Annotated in this window: 11 protein-coding genes; 4 read left to right on the forward strand and 7 right to left on the reverse strand. The window is 64.9% G+C overall.

Annotated elements, in window-relative coordinates:
• Window positions 1-651: 651 nt before the first annotated feature.
• Entirely contained in the window at window positions 652-1,851 is a 1,200-nt protein-coding gene (locus tag D0D37_RS22855; RefSeq protein WP_116202610.1) for an ROK family transcriptional regulator, read from the reverse strand.
• A gap of 136 nt (window positions 1,852-1,987) precedes the next feature.
• Here D0D37_RS22855 and D0D37_RS22860 point away from each other — a divergent pair, with 136 nt between their 5' ends.
• Genes D0D37_RS22860 through D0D37_RS22870 form a run of 3 tightly spaced genes read left to right on the forward strand, consistent with a single transcriptional unit; the run spans window position 1,988 to window position 6,794 of the window.
• Window positions 1,988-3,655, forward strand: a complete 1,668-nt coding sequence (locus D0D37_RS22860; RefSeq protein WP_116202650.1) for a glycoside hydrolase family 13 protein — start codon at window positions 1,988-1,990, stop codon at window positions 3,653-3,655.
• 59 nt (window positions 3,656-3,714) lie between these two features.
• Window positions 3,715-5,103 carry an MFS transporter gene (locus tag D0D37_RS22865; protein ID WP_116202611.1) on the forward strand — a complete coding sequence of 463 codons (1,389 nt, stop codon included), beginning with the start codon at window positions 3,715-3,717 and terminating at the stop codon, window positions 5,101-5,103.
• A gap of 38 nt (window positions 5,104-5,141) precedes the next feature.
• Window positions 5,142-6,794, forward strand: coding sequence for a glycoside hydrolase family 13 protein (locus D0D37_RS22870; protein ID WP_116202612.1), 1,653 nt, complete (start codon window positions 5,142-5,144; stop codon window positions 6,792-6,794).
• A 469-nt stretch (window positions 6,795-7,263) separates the two neighbouring features.
• Here D0D37_RS22870 and D0D37_RS22875 read toward each other — a convergent pair whose 3' ends face one another.
• Genes D0D37_RS22875 through D0D37_RS22885 form a run of 3 tightly spaced genes read right to left on the reverse strand, consistent with a single transcriptional unit; the run spans window position 7,264 to window position 11,754 of the window.
• Window positions 7,264-10,005: an ATP-dependent DNA helicase gene (locus tag D0D37_RS22875; RefSeq protein WP_116202613.1), complete on the reverse strand. Its 2,742-nt coding sequence runs from the start codon at window positions 10,003-10,005 to the stop codon at window positions 7,264-7,266.
• Window positions 10,006-10,010: 5 nt separating this feature from the next.
• The gene (locus tag D0D37_RS22880) at window positions 10,011-11,129 is read right to left on the reverse strand and encodes a helix-turn-helix domain-containing protein (protein WP_116202614.1); all 1,119 of its coding nucleotides are present in this window, start codon (window positions 11,127-11,129) and stop codon (window positions 10,011-10,013) included.
• Window positions 11,122-11,754: a hypothetical protein gene (locus D0D37_RS22885; protein ID WP_244223630.1), complete on the reverse strand. Its 633-nt coding sequence runs from the start codon at window positions 11,752-11,754 to the stop codon at window positions 11,122-11,124. Before D0D37_RS22885 ends, D0D37_RS22880 begins: the two co-directional genes overlap by 8 nt.
• Window positions 11,755-12,493: 739 nt before the next feature.
• On the opposite strand from D0D37_RS22885, the gene D0D37_RS46740 reads away from it, so the two are divergent.
• A complete protein-coding gene (locus tag D0D37_RS46740; RefSeq protein ID WP_162834400.1) occupies window positions 12,494-12,694 on the forward strand; it encodes a hypothetical protein in 201 nt (66 codons plus the stop codon).
• A gap of 285 nt (window positions 12,695-12,979) precedes the next feature.
• On the opposite strand, the gene D0D37_RS22890 is transcribed toward D0D37_RS46740, so the two are convergent.
• From D0D37_RS22890 to D0D37_RS22900, 3 genes are read right to left on the reverse strand one after another with little or no spacing between them, the layout of a single operon-like run.
• Window positions 12,980-13,930, reverse strand: coding sequence for a phytanoyl-CoA dioxygenase family protein (locus D0D37_RS22890; protein ID WP_162834401.1), 951 nt, complete (start codon window positions 13,928-13,930; stop codon window positions 12,980-12,982).
• A gap of 25 nt (window positions 13,931-13,955) precedes the next feature.
• The gene (locus D0D37_RS22895; RefSeq protein ID WP_162834402.1) at window positions 13,956-15,158 is read right to left on the reverse strand and encodes an SDR family oxidoreductase; all 1,203 of its coding nucleotides are present in this window, start codon (window positions 15,156-15,158) and stop codon (window positions 13,956-13,958) included.
• A 4-nt stretch (window positions 15,159-15,162) separates the two neighbouring features.
• The gene (locus D0D37_RS22900) at window positions 15,163-16,626 is read right to left on the reverse strand and encodes an MFS transporter (protein WP_116202617.1); all 1,464 of its coding nucleotides are present in this window, start codon (window positions 16,624-16,626) and stop codon (window positions 15,163-15,165) included.
• Between the last annotated feature and the right edge of the window lie 98 nt (window positions 16,627-16,724).

Here is a 16,724-nt window from a genome sequence, read left to right on the forward strand (position 1 = left end):
AACCCACCCAGGCGAGCGAAGTCATCGCTTCGCCGACAACCGGGCTCAATGGGCCGACTGAGGCGCTCGGTGACACGGCATCTCGCACTTGGCCGCGGTATCCATCATCGCTGCGCTGCAGGTGTTCCCATCAATGGAACGTTCAAGAAGCCCTTTGCATGGGGCGAGGACGTCGAGCAGGTTCCCGGCATGGTTGCCGCGCCTGTCGGTTGGCCAGCCATGCCAGCTATCGCCTTTACTTCATGTCATCTACCGCCTGTGCTGGGCGAAGAACCACAACGTCAGACGACACCGTGATGCCAACTAACGCCTGACGTCACAACGATGCTTGCGCCGACTGCTGTGCCGCCGCTTCAGATATCTTGACCCGGCCTCCCACGACTCCTTCCCTGACTGCGAGAGGTCCTGCCGCACATCCGTCGCCATCCTGCGCGCCGAGCCTGCACTACAAGGGCCTGTCCGGCCTCGTCGGCGAGCTCTGCACCCACCGAACTCGCCCTTGAATTCGAGGCTATGCAACTGACCACCGACGCCAGCCTCACCTGACCACCGCGCCCGACAGCGCCGACGAAGAACGGCTTCGGCTTCTTGCCAGCTGGGTTGCACCCGAAATCAGCATGGCGAACAGACGGCAGCGAACGGATAACAGAGCTACCGCTTGAGCGCTATCTCCGCCGCGTTCTGCCGCACCCACTGGAGCGCCAAGGCGACCGCGCCGGTGAGGATGATCTCGTCACCGAGCTTCGAAGCCTGCACCGCCGGACCGTCCGCGCCGTCGAGCAGCCGGCTTACCTCCTCGCCGATCAGCGGAAGCACGTCCGACGCGAGCTGAGCTGCGCTGCCGCAGATCACCACGGTCTCGGGGTCCAGCATCGACGCCATCGCCGCGATCGTGCGGCCGAGCCGACGGGCGGCACCGGCCATGGCCGTCTTCGCAACCGGATCCCCTTCCCGAGCAGCGGCGCGAATGCTCGCCAGGGTCAGCCCTTCCGCAGCAAGCCCGCGCAGGCAGGAAGCCTGTTCCCCGTCCGCCAGCGCGCGACGGCATTGATCGATCAGCCAGTAACTCGCCCCGACCGTGCTGCCGACTCCCTCGACCTGCTGGAGCCAGCGAAGCTCTCCAGCGCGCCCGGCCCGTCCCCGCACCAGTTCGCCGCCGGCGATGATCCCCGCGCCCATGCGGTAACCCGACAAGAGCGCGACGAGGTCCCGGCTCCGAGCCGCCGGGTTGTAGCTCCGCTCCGCCAGCGCGGCGAGGTTCGCGTCGTTCTCCACGACCACGGGGCTCCGGAGCCACTCGCCCAGAACGCCGGTCAGGTCGGCGTGCATGACCGTCCAGAACGGATCGTCGCCCGGGACCGTCCCTTCGTGACTGACGGGAGCCGGTATGCCCAGGACGGCGTGCACGACGGAAGTGATGCCGACGTCCGCGTTCACAAGCGCGTCCTCGACCGCGCCACGTACTAACGCTTGCCGTTCCGACGCCGATTGAGCGTCCCCGTAGAGCTGGCGTTCCGCTGTGCCGCGGATCTGGCCGTTGAGGTCGGCGATCGAGGCCTGGACCCGATACGAGCCAGCGTCGATCGCGACAACCGACGCGGCGGCGTGCGCGAAGGCGAATCGTCGCGACGGCCGCCCACGCGCTTCGCCCGGCGGGCGTCGCCGTTCCAGCTCGACGATCCAGCCGGCCTCGATCAGCTCGTCGCAGACGCTGTAGATCGTGGCCCGGGTCAACCCCGCACGGTCGACGAGTTCCGCGGCAGTCAGGTCCGGCATGCCCCAGATCGCATCGAGTACCGACCTGCGATTCGCCTGGCGCATGGCGACCGGCGACGTCAACTGCCCAGCCACGTGTCTCCTCTCCTCACCGTTGACAACTCTAACGTACAGACTCTAACGTCAGAGTTTCACGTTAGAGTTGCCAGCAGGGAGAGTCATGGTCACCGACGACCGTCCAGCGGCCCCGACCGCAACCGCTAAGTCCGGAATGGACGACAACGGGCAATGGTGGCGAGATGCGGTCGTCTATCAGATTTATCCGCGGAGCTTCGCCGATTCGGACGGCGACGGCATCGGCGACCTGCGCGGGATCTCCGATCGCCTCGACCGCCTCGTCGACCTCGGCGTCGACTGCATCTGGCTCTCGCCGTTCTATGTCTCCCCCGGTGCGGACGCTGGGTACGACGTCGCGGACTACCGCGACGTGGACCCGATGTTCGGCACCCTGCACGACTTCGACACGCTGCTGGCGAAAGCACACCGCCTCGGGCTCCGGGTGATCGTCGACCTCGTCCCCAATCACACTTCCACCGCGCACCCGTGGTTCCAGGAGGCGCTCGCGGCACCGCCCGGCTCTCCCGAACGTTCCCGCTTCCACTTCCGCGACGGCCGCGGAGCCGACGGATCCGAGCCCCCGAACAATTGGCCGAGTGCGTTCTTCGGGCCGGCGTGGACGCGGACGACAGACCCGGACGGCAAGCCTGGGCAGTGGTATCTCCACATGTTCGACTCCGGCCAGCCTGACTGGAACTGGGACAACGAGGAGGTCCGCGAGGAGTTCAGGTCGATCCTGCGATTCTGGCTCGATCGCGGGGTCGACGGATTCCGGGTCGACTGCGCGACTGCGCTGGTGAAAGCGCCGGGCCTGCCCGATGTCCCCGAGAACCCTGACGACTACGACTTCTTCGCCGCGGTTCGCGGCCTCGACGGACAGGACCTGCCGCCTTCGCCAGGAGGCGATCAGGAGGGCGTGCACGACATCTATCGAGACTGGCGGAGCGTTCTGGACGAATACGGCGCCGACCGGATTCTGACCGGCGAGATCTGGCTCCCGCCGAGGCAGATCTCTCGGTATCTGCGCCCGGACGAAATGCACCAGGCCTTCAACTTCGCTTATCTGGAAGCTGGCTGGAGCGCGGACCGGGTGCACCGCGTGGTCCGCGCGACGCTCGCCGCCCACGACGAAGCAGGAGCGGCCGCGACCTGGGTGCTGTCCAACCATGACGTGGTGCGCCATGCGACCCGGTTCGGGTTCGGTCCCGACGCTCCGCGGATGTTCGGAATCCGCGCGACTGATCCTCAGCCGGACACCGCTCTCGGCCTTCGGCGCGCACGTGCTGCGACCCTGTCGATGCTCGCACTGCCCGGATCCGCTTACCTGTACCAAGGCGAGGAGCTCGGGCTGCCCGAGCACACCACGCTGAACGACGAAGCTCGTCAGGATCCGGCCTGGAGACGGTCGGGCGGAACGCAGGCCGGCCGCGACGGTTGCCGCATCCCGCTGCCTTGGGAAGCCGACCGGCCCGCCGCGGGATTCAGCCCCGGCGGCAAGACCTGGCTTCCGCAGCCCTCCGCTTATGCCCGCCTCGCGCGCGACCGCCAGCAGGAGACCGCCGGGTCGACGCTCGAAATGTACCGGCAGGCTCTCGGAATTCGGAAGGCAAGGCACCTCGGGCACGGGAAGCTGGATTGGCTCTCCGAACCAGCCGACGCGGTCGTGGCGTTACGGAACGGCGATCTCCTGTCAGTGACCAACATGGGCAACGTCCCTGTTGGACTCCCGCCGGGAGATGTCGTACTCCGCAGCGAGCCCGGCCCGGACACGGTTCTCGAGCCCGATACGACCGCGTGGATTCTTTCCCGCCCCACGGCCTGATTCCCGCTCCGTTCGAAGCCGCGCCGCCTTACATCTCAATGCCGAGAGAAGGACTACCCATGCCCGAAACGACTTCCGCCCCGCCGGACGCAAGCCGCTTGCCGAATACCCGCGTAGCCCTGCGGGAGCGGCTGGCCTTCGGGGTCGGAGATCTCGCGACCGGTCTCATCGGGGTCACTGTCGCGGCGTTCCTGACGTACTTCTACACCGACACCATCGGGCTCAGCGCCGCAGCCGTCGGCACTATCTTCGCGGTGCTCCGGATCGTCGACGCCTTCATCGACCTCGGCGTCGGAGCCCTGGTGGACCGGACGTCGAGCAGGCGGGGAAAGGCGCGCCCGTGGGTGCTCTGGGCCGCGTTGCCCTACGGCGTCACCGGCTTCCTCCTTTTCACCGTTCCGCACGTCGCTCAAACCTGGCAGTACGTCTACGTCATCGTCTCGTACCTAGTGATGAACGTCTTCTACAGCGCTGTCAACGTCCCCTACGGCGTCCTCAACTCCCTCATCACGCAGAATCAGCAAGAGCGTTCTGTTCTCAACATTTTCCGCGCGGTCTTCGCACTGACCGGTGCGCTGGTCATAAGCTACTTCGCGATCCCGACTGTCCAGGCCTTCGGCGGCGGCCAGAGCGGCTGGATCATCACATTCGCCATCGTCGCCCTCTTGACCGCCGCGCTCTTCTGGGTGACGTTCGCGTTCACCCGGGAGCGCGTGCAAGCCGTCTGCGCGGACCGGAAGATCCCGTTGGGACCAGGGATCCGGGCTCTCTTCCGCAACAAATATTGGGGCCTGATCCTGGTGCTCGCTGTCATCAACTTCGCCTACCAGGCGCTCATCGGCGGCGTGAATATCTACTTCCTCCAGTACGTGGTAGGCGATATCTCCCTCGTCGGACCGCTGAGCCTGGCCAGCATCATCCCGGTGATCGCGACCATGGCCCTCATGGCACCCGTCGTGAAGCGCTTCGGCAAACGCAACACGGCCATCGCCGGGCTCGCCATCAGCATCGTCGGTTCCGCTCTGCTCGCCATCGATCCCTCGAACGTCACCATCCTTTTCGTCGCCGCGGTGGTCCGAGGCATCGGTGCGGCCCCGCTGACCGGAACGTTCTTCGCCATGCTCGCGGACACAATCGAGTACGGAGAGTGGAAAACCGGACTGCGCACCGAAGGACTCGTCTACAGCGCGGGCAGTTTCGGCACCAAGGCGGGGACCGGCCTCGGCGCCGCGGCACTCGGGTGGGGCCTCGCGATCGGCGGGTACGTCGGCGGGCACAAAACGATCAGCGAATCAGCTCATTCTTCGATCGTGTTCATGTACGTGTATCTCCCGATCATCGTCTCGGCCGTCCTCGGAATCCTGTTGTCCTTCTACACTCTCGACAAGCGGTATCCGGGCATCCTCGCGGACTTGGAGGCACGGCGGGCATCAGCAGACAACACGTGAAAGCACTGCCTTGCGAACCGTACGACGAGAGGACTCCGATGCCGCCCGCAGAAAAATCCCCATGGTGGAAGCACGCCGTCATCTACCAGGTCTACATCCGCAGCTTCGCCGACAGCGACGGCGACGGCGTCGGCGATGTGAGCGGGATCCGGTCCCGCCTGCCTTACCTCAAAAATCTGGGCGTCGACGCTCTCTGGATCAACCCCTGGTACCCGTCTCCCATGGTCGACGCCGGGTACGACGTCGCGGACTACCGCGAAGTCGATCCCCTCTTCGGCAAGCTCGACGACGCCAAGGCTCTGATCGAGGAAGCCCACGAAGCCGGACTTCGCATCATCCTTGACATCGTCCCCAACCACACCTCCGACCAGCACGCCTGGTTCAAGGACGCGATTGTTTCCGGCCCCGGTTCCGAGGCCCGCGGCCGATACTGGTTCCGGCCTGGGCAAGGCGAGAACGGCGAACTTCCGCCCAACGACTGGCAATCGACCATGGGCGGGCCCGCATGGACCCGCGTCACGGAGGCGGACGGGACACCCGGCGAGTGGTACCTGCACCTCTTCAGCGCCGAACAGCCGGACCTGAACTGGAGCAACTCGCAGGTGCGGGCGGAATTCCTTGACATCCTTCGGTTCTGGTTCGACCTCGGCGTGGACGGATTCCGCATCGACGTCGCCATGGCGCTCGCCAAGGACCCCGCTCTCCCTGATCTGGGCACTGGTCCGGCCGGGGAAGCCGTCGGGCTCGGCTCCGTCCCGGTGCACCCGCATTGGGATCGTGACGAGGTTCAGGACATCTACCGCGAGTGGCGCGCAGTCGCCGATTCCTATCCGGGCGACCGGCTCTTCGTCGCCGAAGCATGGGTGCTCGACTCGGCGCGCTATCAGCGATACCTCGCGCCAGGCGTGCTTCACACTGCCTTCAACTTCGGCTTCCTCACCTGCGATTGGGACGCGGACCAGTTGCGCACCAGCATCACGAAGTCCCTTCGCGAACACGAAACCCTGGAATCCGATCCGACGTGGGTGTTGTCGAATCACGACGTCGTCCGGCACTTGAGCCGCTACGGCCGACGCGAGAAGTCCGCGGCCGGCCCGCTGCAGCGCTATGAAAGCCCGCTCGATCTGCGACTGGGCACCCGGCGAGCCCGCGCAGCGGTCTTCCTGACGCTCGCACTGCCCGGCAGCGCCTACATCTACCAAGGCGAGGAACTTGGCCTCTGGGAAGTCGAGGACATCCCCGAAGCACTCCTCCAGGATCCGATCTGGGAACGCTCCGGGCACACCGAGCGCGGTCGGGACGGCGCGCGGGTACCGCTCCCCTGGCGCGGGACGCAAAGCCCGTTCGGCTTCAGCCCGGATCATTCGCGGGCACCATGGCTGCCACAGCCTGCCGAATGGGCGGAGTACACGGTCGAATGCCAAGAAGCGGACTCTCGGTCCATGCTCAGCCTCTACCGGACGCTGCTCCGGATCCGGGCTGAGCGCAACGTATGGGAGGGTGCCGATTTAGCGTGGATCGACGGCGAAGACGGCCTGCTCGCGTTCAGCCGCGGCCCGTTCGTCTGTGCCGTCAACCTCACCGACCACGCGATGCCCTGCCCGGTGGAAGGCAAGCTGGTTGCCGCGAGCAACAAATTCGACGGCTTGACCCTCGCGGCGGATTCTGCGGTGTGGCTTGAAACGAGTTGAGTCCACACCAGGGATCAGGCCGCCGCGACACCGCAGGATGAGACTGCTTGTGCAGCTGCGACGTCGGAACGGGAAGAAACCTGCGCTCCACGAGCCGGCCGCGTGGGCGACACCCATCGTCACTTTGCAGCAACACCTTACGGACGCCCCAATCCCCGGAGGCGGCTGCGCCGTAGCGCACCTTCCACTGGCATCGGGGTCGGAAGCAGGACTCGCGCACGTATGGGTCGAGCACAACGAGACGCCACGCGCCGCACGAGTCGCGGCTGGAACTCACGCGTTTGCTGCACGCGGCTTTCGATAGCACTGTGCGGAATCGTCGCCCAGCTCTTTCTTCTACAGAAACACGTCTCCGGACGGCCACGAAAAAATCTGCCGATTTCCTGCGGCTCGCCAGCACAGGAACATGCGCGGTCGAAGTCAAGCCACAGAGCCTGCTGGAGAAGCCAGTGATCGTCGTGCGCGCCCACTAGGGTCGAAGACGTTCCTTCTGCCGCCTCGGCCGGGACTCAACGGGAATGACACCCCGGCGCGCCTTCAGCAGGCTCTCGTCCTTGGTGCTCTCGCGCACAGCCAACCGGCTAAGGATCCGTTGCTGCGTCTCCGGCGTCCAGAAAACACTGAGCCGACGCCTGGCCCGTGTAATCGCCGTGTAGAAGATGCTGTGAGAGATCCTCTCCTCGTTGGCGTCTGTGATGACCACCTTGACCGAGTCGTATTCCAAGCCCTGCGCCTTGTGGATCGACACGGCATAGGCGATTTGGAACGGCACCAACGTGTTGACGTCATCGTCATCGTTGTCCGAGTTCCGGCGCTCGAAGACGTCGAACTGGACTACCGAACCCTCGACCCACCGCAGGTCGGTACCGAACAGGTCCCCCTCAGTGACCTCGCGCCCGAGGTCGACGTCGAACGTGATGCGACCAGGCGCGCGGTCGATCCCAGTGATTTTGCCCTTCACATTGTTGGAGATGGCCGGCCGGAAGCGCTCGGCCTCGTTGAACAGCACCGGGTCGTCGACCTTGTAGGTTGCCTCGCCCCAGGTCACCGCAGGGCTAGGATTGCTTGCCTGCAAGAACCTGTTGACATTGTTGATGCCGTAGAGCCCGTCATAGTTCAGGCACAACACGATCTCGTCGTCGCTCTCCCGATGGAAGAGCGCGTCTCCCAGAACTTTCGAGTAGGCGTTCTTGGAGAGCGACTCCTCGATCCGGTCGTCCAGGTTCCGCACCCGGTCCCACAAGGTGCGCAGCGATCCGTCTTCGGCCCGCCAGGGCTCGGTCAGTTCGAAGACCGACTCTTTAGGGACGTAGGAGCGGGCAAGGCTGAACCAGTTGCCGAACTGAATCGACTCAATCTGGTAGACGTCACCAACGAGCACGAGCAAATCGAACGTCGTGGTGTTGATTACCTTTAGAAGGTTCGCATTGTCCACAGTGCTGCACTCGTCGATCACAACAACGGCGTAGCTCGAGCCGAATGACTCACTCCGGTTGATGTGACTGGTGATCGTGCTGAAGTGGGAGTTCGGTGCACGCACCCGACGCTTTAGGTTGTCGACGGCCGGATTAGTGTGAGCGAGGAAGAGCTTCTGCTCGGCCGAAAAGTAGTTGGCGATGTGGTCCACCATGGTGGACTTCCCGGTACCAGCCGCACCGTAGAGCAGAGCAACCTTCGAGCGTTCGAACAAGGCTCTCAGAGCCTGGGCCTTCAGATCGTCATCGATTTCATCCGGGTTCGCATCCAGCCAGTCCTGGACGTCGTCGGCGTGCCCTTCGATGCCCTCGCCCGCGACCTCCTGCAGCTTCTCGATGATGGCCACCGTGTCGTCCTCGTACCCGACGATAAAGACGTGGCCGTTGGCGTGGGCGAGCTTCCGCGGCGCGTGCCGGTCAGTCGGCGGGAGCAATCGGTTGTAGACGTTGATCAGCGCGTCGACGTCGCCGAGGTCGTCGCACTCGGCGGCCGGCGTGTAGATCGAGCCGCGCTGCTCGACGCTATTCCTTACGCGGCGCGCCAGCAGCTCGTGTTCGCGGCCGGTCGAATCAAGACTCTCTGCGAGATCCGCGAATCGCGGGACGTGACCGCAGGGAGCACTGCAGAACGGCATGGTGTCGAAGGGGCGGCTCCGCGACGTGAGTCGCAGGCCTGACAGCCGCGTGTTCGGCGTGGGATCGTACTGAGCCTTGATCCACCGATTGCGCATTTGGTGCATCAGGTACCGCAGCACGCGGGATCCCGGCCGGTTCGAGCGGATTAGCGCCCGGGCCTGGTCTAGCACAGGGAAGATCAGCGCGGGCCGTCGCGAGTCGCCACAAGCCCAATTGCGGATCTGGTTGTAGCTCGCGTCGGTCATGTCGACGAGGTCCAGCAGGCTAGATCGAGTCGTCGTTAGATACCGCATGAGGTTGCGGTATTCGGCGTGGTTCGACTGAACCCGCGTCGACTGTCCGAAGAACCGGGCGTAGTTGTCAAACTCGCAGGGACGTATGGAGACATCCCACGACCGGATGACCAAGATCGGCATAGTCTGCCCCAGCACCGTGATCGATTCGCTAGACAGATCCAGGTAAGCCGCGTATCTGTCCGTCATGTCGATGTCGGTAAAGGCGATCGTGCGGTCGAATTTGCTCGTCCAGTTATGGGCCACCGAAAAGGTGACCTCGTAGTAAATCCGCCCGCCGGTGAAGAAAGGCCGTGAACTATGGATGTAGTAGCGCCCGACACGGTGCCTGGTCTGCGAACCACGGGCCGACTCTATCCGTTCCGCGATCTTCTCGTGGTACTCCCGGAGAGACGGGTCGAGGTCCGCGGGAAACAGTTCGAGATTGCCGAGAATGCGGATGCCGAACTGCTTCAACGCGAGGTCGCGGGTGCGAAGCAGGTACTCGTAGTACTTGAGCATCAAACGCTCGGACGGGTCGCCGTCCAGTGTGTAATGCGAAACACTGGCCTGAAGCAGGTTGTGGAATCTGCTCAGCAGGCGCAACCTTGCTTTTGCCTTGACCTCGGCCAGTGCGGGGTTCACCTGGCCGTAGTGGAACTCGGCCGACGGATCGTCGAGGTACGCCCAGACAATGAGCCCCTCGACCAGGTTCCGGAGCTGAGAGAGAAGGTTCTGCGAAAGGATGCCGCGATCGTCCCGGAGCCGGACGATGTTCTGACAGATCACTCCGTCGACGCTCTGCACCTGCTGCCGTACCGATGCCATGGCGATCAGTCCCTGCCGCCGACCAGGCGAAGGACCGGACGCTGGTCGGCATCGCCGAGCAGGTCGCGGACTTGCGCGGTACTGAGCTTCAGTGCCTCGGCGAGAGCAGCAATCCCCACGCCGTGGTCACTCGCCAACTCCGCAGCTTTCTTCAGAAGTGTCGGGTTCTCCCCCGGGTACGCGCTCGTCGGATCGGCCCGCGGGTCGTCGGCCATGGCGAGGCGCTGGTAGGCCCGCCGCGCCGACGACTCGGTGGTGCGCCCGCGCTCAACCATCCGGCGGACCAGCGACTTCGGCGAGACGCCCCATTTCCGTCCGAGCCGGTCCAGCGCCGCCAGGTCCAGCCGCTGCGGCAGCACCGCGTCCATAGCGGCTGCAGGCGTAAGAAATGCGGCTGCGAACTCATCGGCCTCCTTCTCGACCGCGGCACTGTGGCCGCTGGGGTCGCGATGGAGCAGCAGATGGCCGATCTCGTGGGCGATCGAAAACCGGTGCCGAAAAACGTTCTCACTCCGGCGGGGCGTAGTGATGATGACTGGCCGGTCGACGATAACCGCCGAGAATGCGTCGACGGCGTCTATCTCGCGCAACGGCCGGACGGCGACGACGATGCCGCGGGACTCGGCTGTGGCGACCAAATGTTTCACAGGACCGTCTGGCAACCCCCAGTGGGCGCGGAGCGCCGCGGCTGCCGCGGACGGCGTCCTGCCAGGTGCGAGGACCGGGAGATCCGCGTCGGGCAGCTTGACGTACCGTTCCAGCGCGAAGGTTAGCTCCCACACCAGCGCCGCAGTCGCCAATGCCTTCTGGCGGTCACTGACGCGGGCTGACCTCAGGCTGCGGAAGTGTGCATTCAGGGTGTCGATCCGCGCGAGCGGGCGGCCGACGCCGAAGAACTCCGGGCGGACTTTCAACGAGACCGCCAGCCGATCGAGCACCTCGGGCCGCGGCGAGTTCACTCCGGCCTCGTACTGGCCGATCGCCGCGGCGGAGACCCCGACCATTTCAGCCAGCTCGGTTTTGCTCACCCCGAGGCGAACCCGGGCCTGAGTAAGCCGGGCCGGCTCGAAGCGACCCCTACCTCCGGCCAGGACCTCGAACAGCCCTCGGCCATTCTCACCCATCGGCCGGTGTCCGGTCCTGCTTCTGAAGTTCCACGACAGGTGCGACCGGCACACCGCTGTCGAACGACTCGACGTCGGACGCAGCGTCGGCCGCGATGAACTCCGGCTTCCAGATGCACTCCAGCCCGCGCAACTCGACCTTGCCATCGCCGTCGAGCACAGCGACGGCCCACTGGATCGATTGAAGCTGCCGCGGCGTCGACTCGACCATGACCAACACCAGCGGCATCGTGTCGCCGACCGCCCTGAGAAGGGGACCGAGCTCGCTCTCCGTGACGTGCTGGCCGGGCTCAGGCTCGGCGGACAGGCTGGGCTCCCACAGCGTCGGGTCGAGAGGAGCGGCCATGAAGCCGTTCTTCCGGGTCGGGCTCGCCGCGAACTCGCGCACCGCGTTCGGGTTGTTCGCCACGCGCCAGACGTACACCAGGCTGTCGTTGACGACTGGGACCTCATGTCCCCCGGGAGCCAGCTTGATCGACCGGAAGCCCCTGTCCTTCAGTGTTTGACTGGTGTCGTCCAGCAGGTCCCGCCACTGGCTGCCGAACCCCATCGCATACCTGGACTCGGAGACCAGGTGCGCATCAGCCGCGAGCGAGTGCCGCGCCTGCACGATCTCGACGAGCAAGTTGCGCAGGCCAGGCGCATGAGAGCCGAGAGCATCGGCGGGTGAATCCGAAACCATGGCAACCCTCCTGAAGCACGTGTCCAGGGCCGCGACTCGGTCAGGACGTAACTTCAGTATCGCACACGATCCACGCACTAACGCTTCAGCTGCGTGGCGTGTTGACTCCCGAATAGGACGAGCCTCCCGGATCCTGCTCGCCTCCGGGCACTTCACGTCGCTGCAGCACGCTGCAGTGAAGGCGGCCTCGCCCTCCCGGCCGGGCACGCGCAGGTGGAGCGGGCACTCGGGGTCGTCTCGACGAGCAAGCGGAGCACAGCCAGCACGCACGCGCCAGGCACCTTCGTCGGTTCAACGGCGCGGGCGCTGACGCCCGCCTGTCATATCCGACCCCACCCCGCTAGGGCCTGGCCGACTACGCCCGGCACGCCACTGTCATTCTGCGGCGATTGCCCGCGATGCCTGCCGCCGCGGCAACCGTGCCACGCCACCAACCTTCACGAGAACGACCGTCCAAGCATTGCGCGCGCAGGAAAATAAATAAACAGATTCAAATCGGACAGAGCATTTTAATGTAATTCGTCTTCTGGTACCGCATGCACACAATCTAACTTTAGAGCGCCGGTTAAAGCGCTTCTTGCGCCCACTTGTGTCCCGTAGTACACTTCTCGAGTCCAACTGTAAAGCGTTTCGGAGAATTATCCCGAAGGCGGTGGATAACACTAAAATATAAGGAGAAAAAATGTTTTATGAATTTATTTTTCGACTATTTTTGTTGATCCTGGGGAACAACGGCAACGCAGCACGTACGGCGCTGATCGCAGCGGTACTGATCATCGCCACAGCGATCGCGATCGTCATCATCATCCAGCTCGGTGGCAGTGACGTGCACCTCGGCCCGCTCCACGTCACCGGAACCCAGGTACCGGCGGTCACAGGGTAACCCGGAAGCGATCCGCGCGGGGGCGGCGCAACCACCTGCCCGTCCCCCGCCGGACGCCGATTACATCGGAACCCGCACTCGCTACGAACGGTCGCTGCTCGCCGAACTGGCATCGTTTTGTCTTGCTCCGCTCTCCGAGTATACCTCCGCCAGTCGGCGACGGCGACCCCAGGGGCGACAACAGGCGGAATCAGCGAACCGATGGTCCTAAGCAATTAGACATGGCCGGGAAATCACAGCGGCAGAGCCTGGCCAACCCGTCGGATACTTACGTCCAGACACTCGTCAGGCCCGTACTCCCGGCCTCAACTCCGGGATGTAGGGATAAGAGACGTTGAGATTGGCGCGGCGGTCCCCGCGGTACCGCGGCCCGATCGCTCCGGCATACTCCCGGACCACTTCGAATCCGAGTAGACGCTTGTCCTCGTCGGACAACGTGTCGTAGACGTCATCGTGCACAACAGCGGGGAAGAACGTTTGTGGTTTGATGAAATGCAACGCCCACGCGCACCCGATCGAAAGCCGGTCCTCGTCAGATGTGGACGTTCCCTGCCGATGCCAGGTCCGGCTCTCCCACAGCGCGACCGAACCGGCGGGCGCAGTGATCGGCATGAACGCGGCATCACGCTCCGTCACCTGCTCCTCGGGAGACCGATGCAAGTCCGGCGCGGGAAACCGATGGGAGCCCGGGACCACCTCCGTGGCGCCCATGTCCGGGGTGAAGTCCGACAGGCAGACCATCATCACGAACATCACCGGGCGATCCAGTACCAGGGGAATCGCCTGCTGATCGGCGTGCAGGACCTGCGCGGTGCCGCCCCTGCGCAGGATCACGCCGGTTTCCGAGGCGAGGTTGTACGGCTCCCCGCGGAACAAGTGCGCCGCGTACTCGTGGATGACCGGCTTGTGCAGCAGGTCCAGGAACGGCCGGCCCTTGTTCGGAAGGAAATCGACCGACTGGAAGGTCGGCACGGTACCGGATTCCGGACGCCCGACATACTTGCCCGCCGCGTGGCCGCCATTCGCGAGCGTCGCCACGCCGGCCTCGCACTCTTGCTCGGCCTGCTCTACCAGCCGCGAACGCAGGGTCTGGACCTCAGCGGCGGTCAGGAAGTTCTCGTGAACGGTATAGCCGTACTGGTCGAGATTCTGGATGCCTTCGCTCACTGCCGACGCGAAATGAGGGTTGCCCATCACTGCCTCCTTGAGACGTGTGCCGGTGTTCTCCTTTTCCACAACGCCGAAGATGCGTCCGGCCGGTTCAGGGCATCCAGCCGCCACCAACCACCAGGACCTGTCCGCTGACGTAATCGGCTTCAGGCAAGCAGAGCAGCCGGACCGCGCCGCCGACGTCCTCAGGAACCCCGATCCGCCGGAGCGGGACCTGCGTTTCCAGTTCAGCGAGCGGAACACCGGTGAGCGGGGCCGTTCCGCCGTCACTGACCTCGATGGATTCATGGCCTGCCGCTGGCCCCTCTGTCTGACGCGTGCGGATCAGTCCAGGTGCCACGGCGTTGACGGTGACGCCGTACGGTCCCCACTCTTTCGCCAAAGTCGCCGTGAGACCGTGAATTCCTGCCTTCGCGGCGGCGTACCCGACAGCATTCGGAGATCCGGCAATGCCGCCGACCGAAGAAACGTTCACGACCTTGCGCACATGCGACGCCGGCCGGACCAACTGCCGGCCTGCCGCGCGCAGCAGTCTGAAGGGGGCGGTCAGCAGCAGATCGAACATTGGCTGCCACTGTTCGTCCGTCATCTCAAGTGCCGCGCCATACGTCGAATAACCGGCGTTGTTCACGACGATGTCGATGGTGCCGAACTGGTCGACCGCGCAGGAAACCAGGTCGGACGGTGCTTTGTCGTGTGTGATGTCCCCGGCATGTCCGACAGCCTGCAAGCCCGCCGCATGCAACGCGCCGACGGTCTCTTCGACCATGTCCGCAGTCAAGTCGTTGACCACCACCGACGCACCGGCCTCGGCAAGGGATGTCGCTATCGCGCGGCCGATGCCGCGGCCCACTCCGGTGACGACAGCGACTCTGCCGTCCAACGGGCCAGCTGGCGTTGTGGCTTTCCCGGCAAGCGCGGACTCGTCGAAATACTCCTCGATCCGGGTGATCAAGCCATCCCGCGTTTCGACCACCATGCAGGCCGGAACACACACCGCTTCGTGCGCACCGGTCGTGCGCACCACGAGGACGTGCTGCTGGACATAACCACGCGGGGCCGGCAACACCCGCATTTCCTCGTACCGCACCTCCGCGACTTGCCCGAAGAACGCTGCCGTCTCGGCCACGGCAGCCGACCGATCCCGCACTCTGCCGTCAGTGTTGCGCCATATCGTCGCGTCAGCGGTCAGCAACCCAGCCACCGACCCGACATCCCGAGCTGAGATCGCTGCTGCGAGACGTTCAGCTGATTCCGGTGTGCCAACGGCTCCTGCCCCGTTCCGATGGCTCATCCCGTCAACCAGCCAGATGGTGACGCAGCGGTGACGTGATGGTCCTCGGAGTGACTGACCGGTTCCTGGGCATCAAGAAAGCCGCTGTCGAGCTGACCAGAGCGATTGCCGCGGCGATCGCGAACCCGATGGAGAGCCCTGCACCGGAGTAGATCGCAGCGGTCCCGTGCGCAGGCAACGCCGTCGCCGCCAGGACTGCGAAGACCACCTGTGTGGCGATCGACGGGCCCAGGGACTTGGCGCACTCCATCAAGCTGGACATGACTGCCTGCTGCTCCGCGGGAACAGAACTGATGATCAAATTCGGGGCCGCGCCGAACGTCGTACCCTGCCCGATCGCATAGACGAGCGCCGCGACGACGAGCTGCCACGGTTGGTCGTGCCACAGTGCCGCGATCGCCAAGCCGGCGGCGACGAACAAAGCTCCCACAGCCATCGTGAGCCGGGGACCCGCAGCGGAGACCGACCGTCCCGCCACGTATCCGAAGACGAGCAGGCAGATGCCGATCGGTGCGGTGTAGAGCGCAACGCCGGTCGCGGACGCGCCGAACCCGTAGCTTCCGCCCACTTCTCTCGGGACGGTGACCATCAACGGGATCAGCGTCAACATGAGCCCGCACGCCGCGGAAATCAGTCCGGCGAAGACGACAGACAAGAGCACCGGCCGCGCACCCAGCAGCCGGAGATCGACGAAAGGCTCCGCGATGCGCCGGTCCAGCAGCAACCACCCGGTCAACAGAACGACCGCGACGGCGAAGACCAGGATCGTCGCTGCGGATCCCCAGCCCCATTTGGTTCCGCGGCCGAGGCCCAGCAGCAGGAAGCCGAGGCCGAAGCCGAGCAGCGCGGCTCCCGCCCAGTCGATGCGAGACTTGTTCCGAAGCGGTGATTCCGGGACGAACGCCGCGATGCCTGCGGTGAACAGGGCCGCGTATGCGGCGAGGAACCAGAACACCGCTCGCCATCCGAACTCGTCCACCAGCCACCCGGTGAGGAACGGCTGGATCACCGTCATGACACCCATCCCGGTCACCGACAAGCTCGCCGCGACCGGCACCAGCCGGGCTGGGAAAATGTCGCGCAGCAGCGAGTAGGACAGAAACACGACCGCCGTGATGAAGCCCTGCATGGCACGACCGACGAGAAGCAGCGGGAAAACCGTGGCGGTGGCGGCGATCAACCCGCCCGCTGCGATGAGGACGCCCGCCACGACCAGCATTCGCTTCTTGCCGTACCGGTCGGCCAGCTTCCCGAACACCGGCGTCAGCACTCCGCCGACCAGCGGCTGCACGCTGATCACCCACTCCGCGGGAGCGCCCGGGAAATCCCGGCGCAGCATGGGCAGTGCGGTCGACACCGCGGAGAACACGAAGATCGTCAGTTCGCCGAGACCGGCCAGAAGAATGAGTGTGAAGACGCGACGGGACGTCCAACCAGGTGATGTCGCGTGCGAATCGGCAGTCGTCATTGAGCACCATCCAGCGACGGGCGGACACGCCGGCGCATCCGCTTGCGGGACAACAATTCAGTTAACCGAGCGCTCCTTGAGCGCGGGACTTCCTCCTC

Origin of the sequence: Amycolatopsis circi, from assembly GCF_003385235.1 — a bacterium.
GTDB classification, from domain to species: domain Bacteria; phylum Actinomycetota; class Actinomycetes; order Mycobacteriales; family Pseudonocardiaceae; genus Amycolatopsis; species Amycolatopsis circi.

What these genes read in the sequence shown, in the direction of transcription:
- D0D37_RS22860 (WP_116202650.1), top strand. Translation starts at nt 1,988, where the DNA reads ATGGACGACAACGGGCAATGGTGGCGAGATGCGGTCGTCTATCAGATT.
- D0D37_RS22865 (WP_116202611.1), top strand. Translation starts at nt 3,715, where the DNA reads ATGCCCGAAACGACTTCCGCCCCGCCGGACGCAAGCCGCTTGCCGAAT.
- D0D37_RS22870 (WP_116202612.1), top strand. Translation starts at nt 5,142, where the DNA reads ATGCCGCCCGCAGAAAAATCCCCATGGTGGAAGCACGCCGTCATCTAC.
- D0D37_RS22875 (WP_116202613.1), bottom strand. Translation starts at nt 10,005, where the DNA reads ATGGCATCGGTACGGCAGCAGGTGCAGAGCGTCGACGGAGTGATCTGT.
- D0D37_RS22880 (WP_116202614.1), bottom strand. Translation starts at nt 11,129, where the DNA reads ATGGGTGAGAATGGCCGAGGGCTGTTCGAGGTCCTGGCCGGAGGTAGG.
- D0D37_RS46740 (WP_162834400.1), top strand. Translation starts at nt 12,494, where the DNA reads ATGTTTTATGAATTTATTTTTCGACTATTTTTGTTGATCCTGGGGAAC.
- D0D37_RS22895 (WP_162834402.1), bottom strand. Translation starts at nt 15,158, where the DNA reads ATGAGCCATCGGAACGGGGCAGGAGCCGTTGGCACACCGGAATCAGCT.
- D0D37_RS22900 (WP_116202617.1), bottom strand. Translation starts at nt 16,626, where the DNA reads ATGACGACTGCCGATTCGCACGCGACATCACCTGGTTGGACGTCCCGT.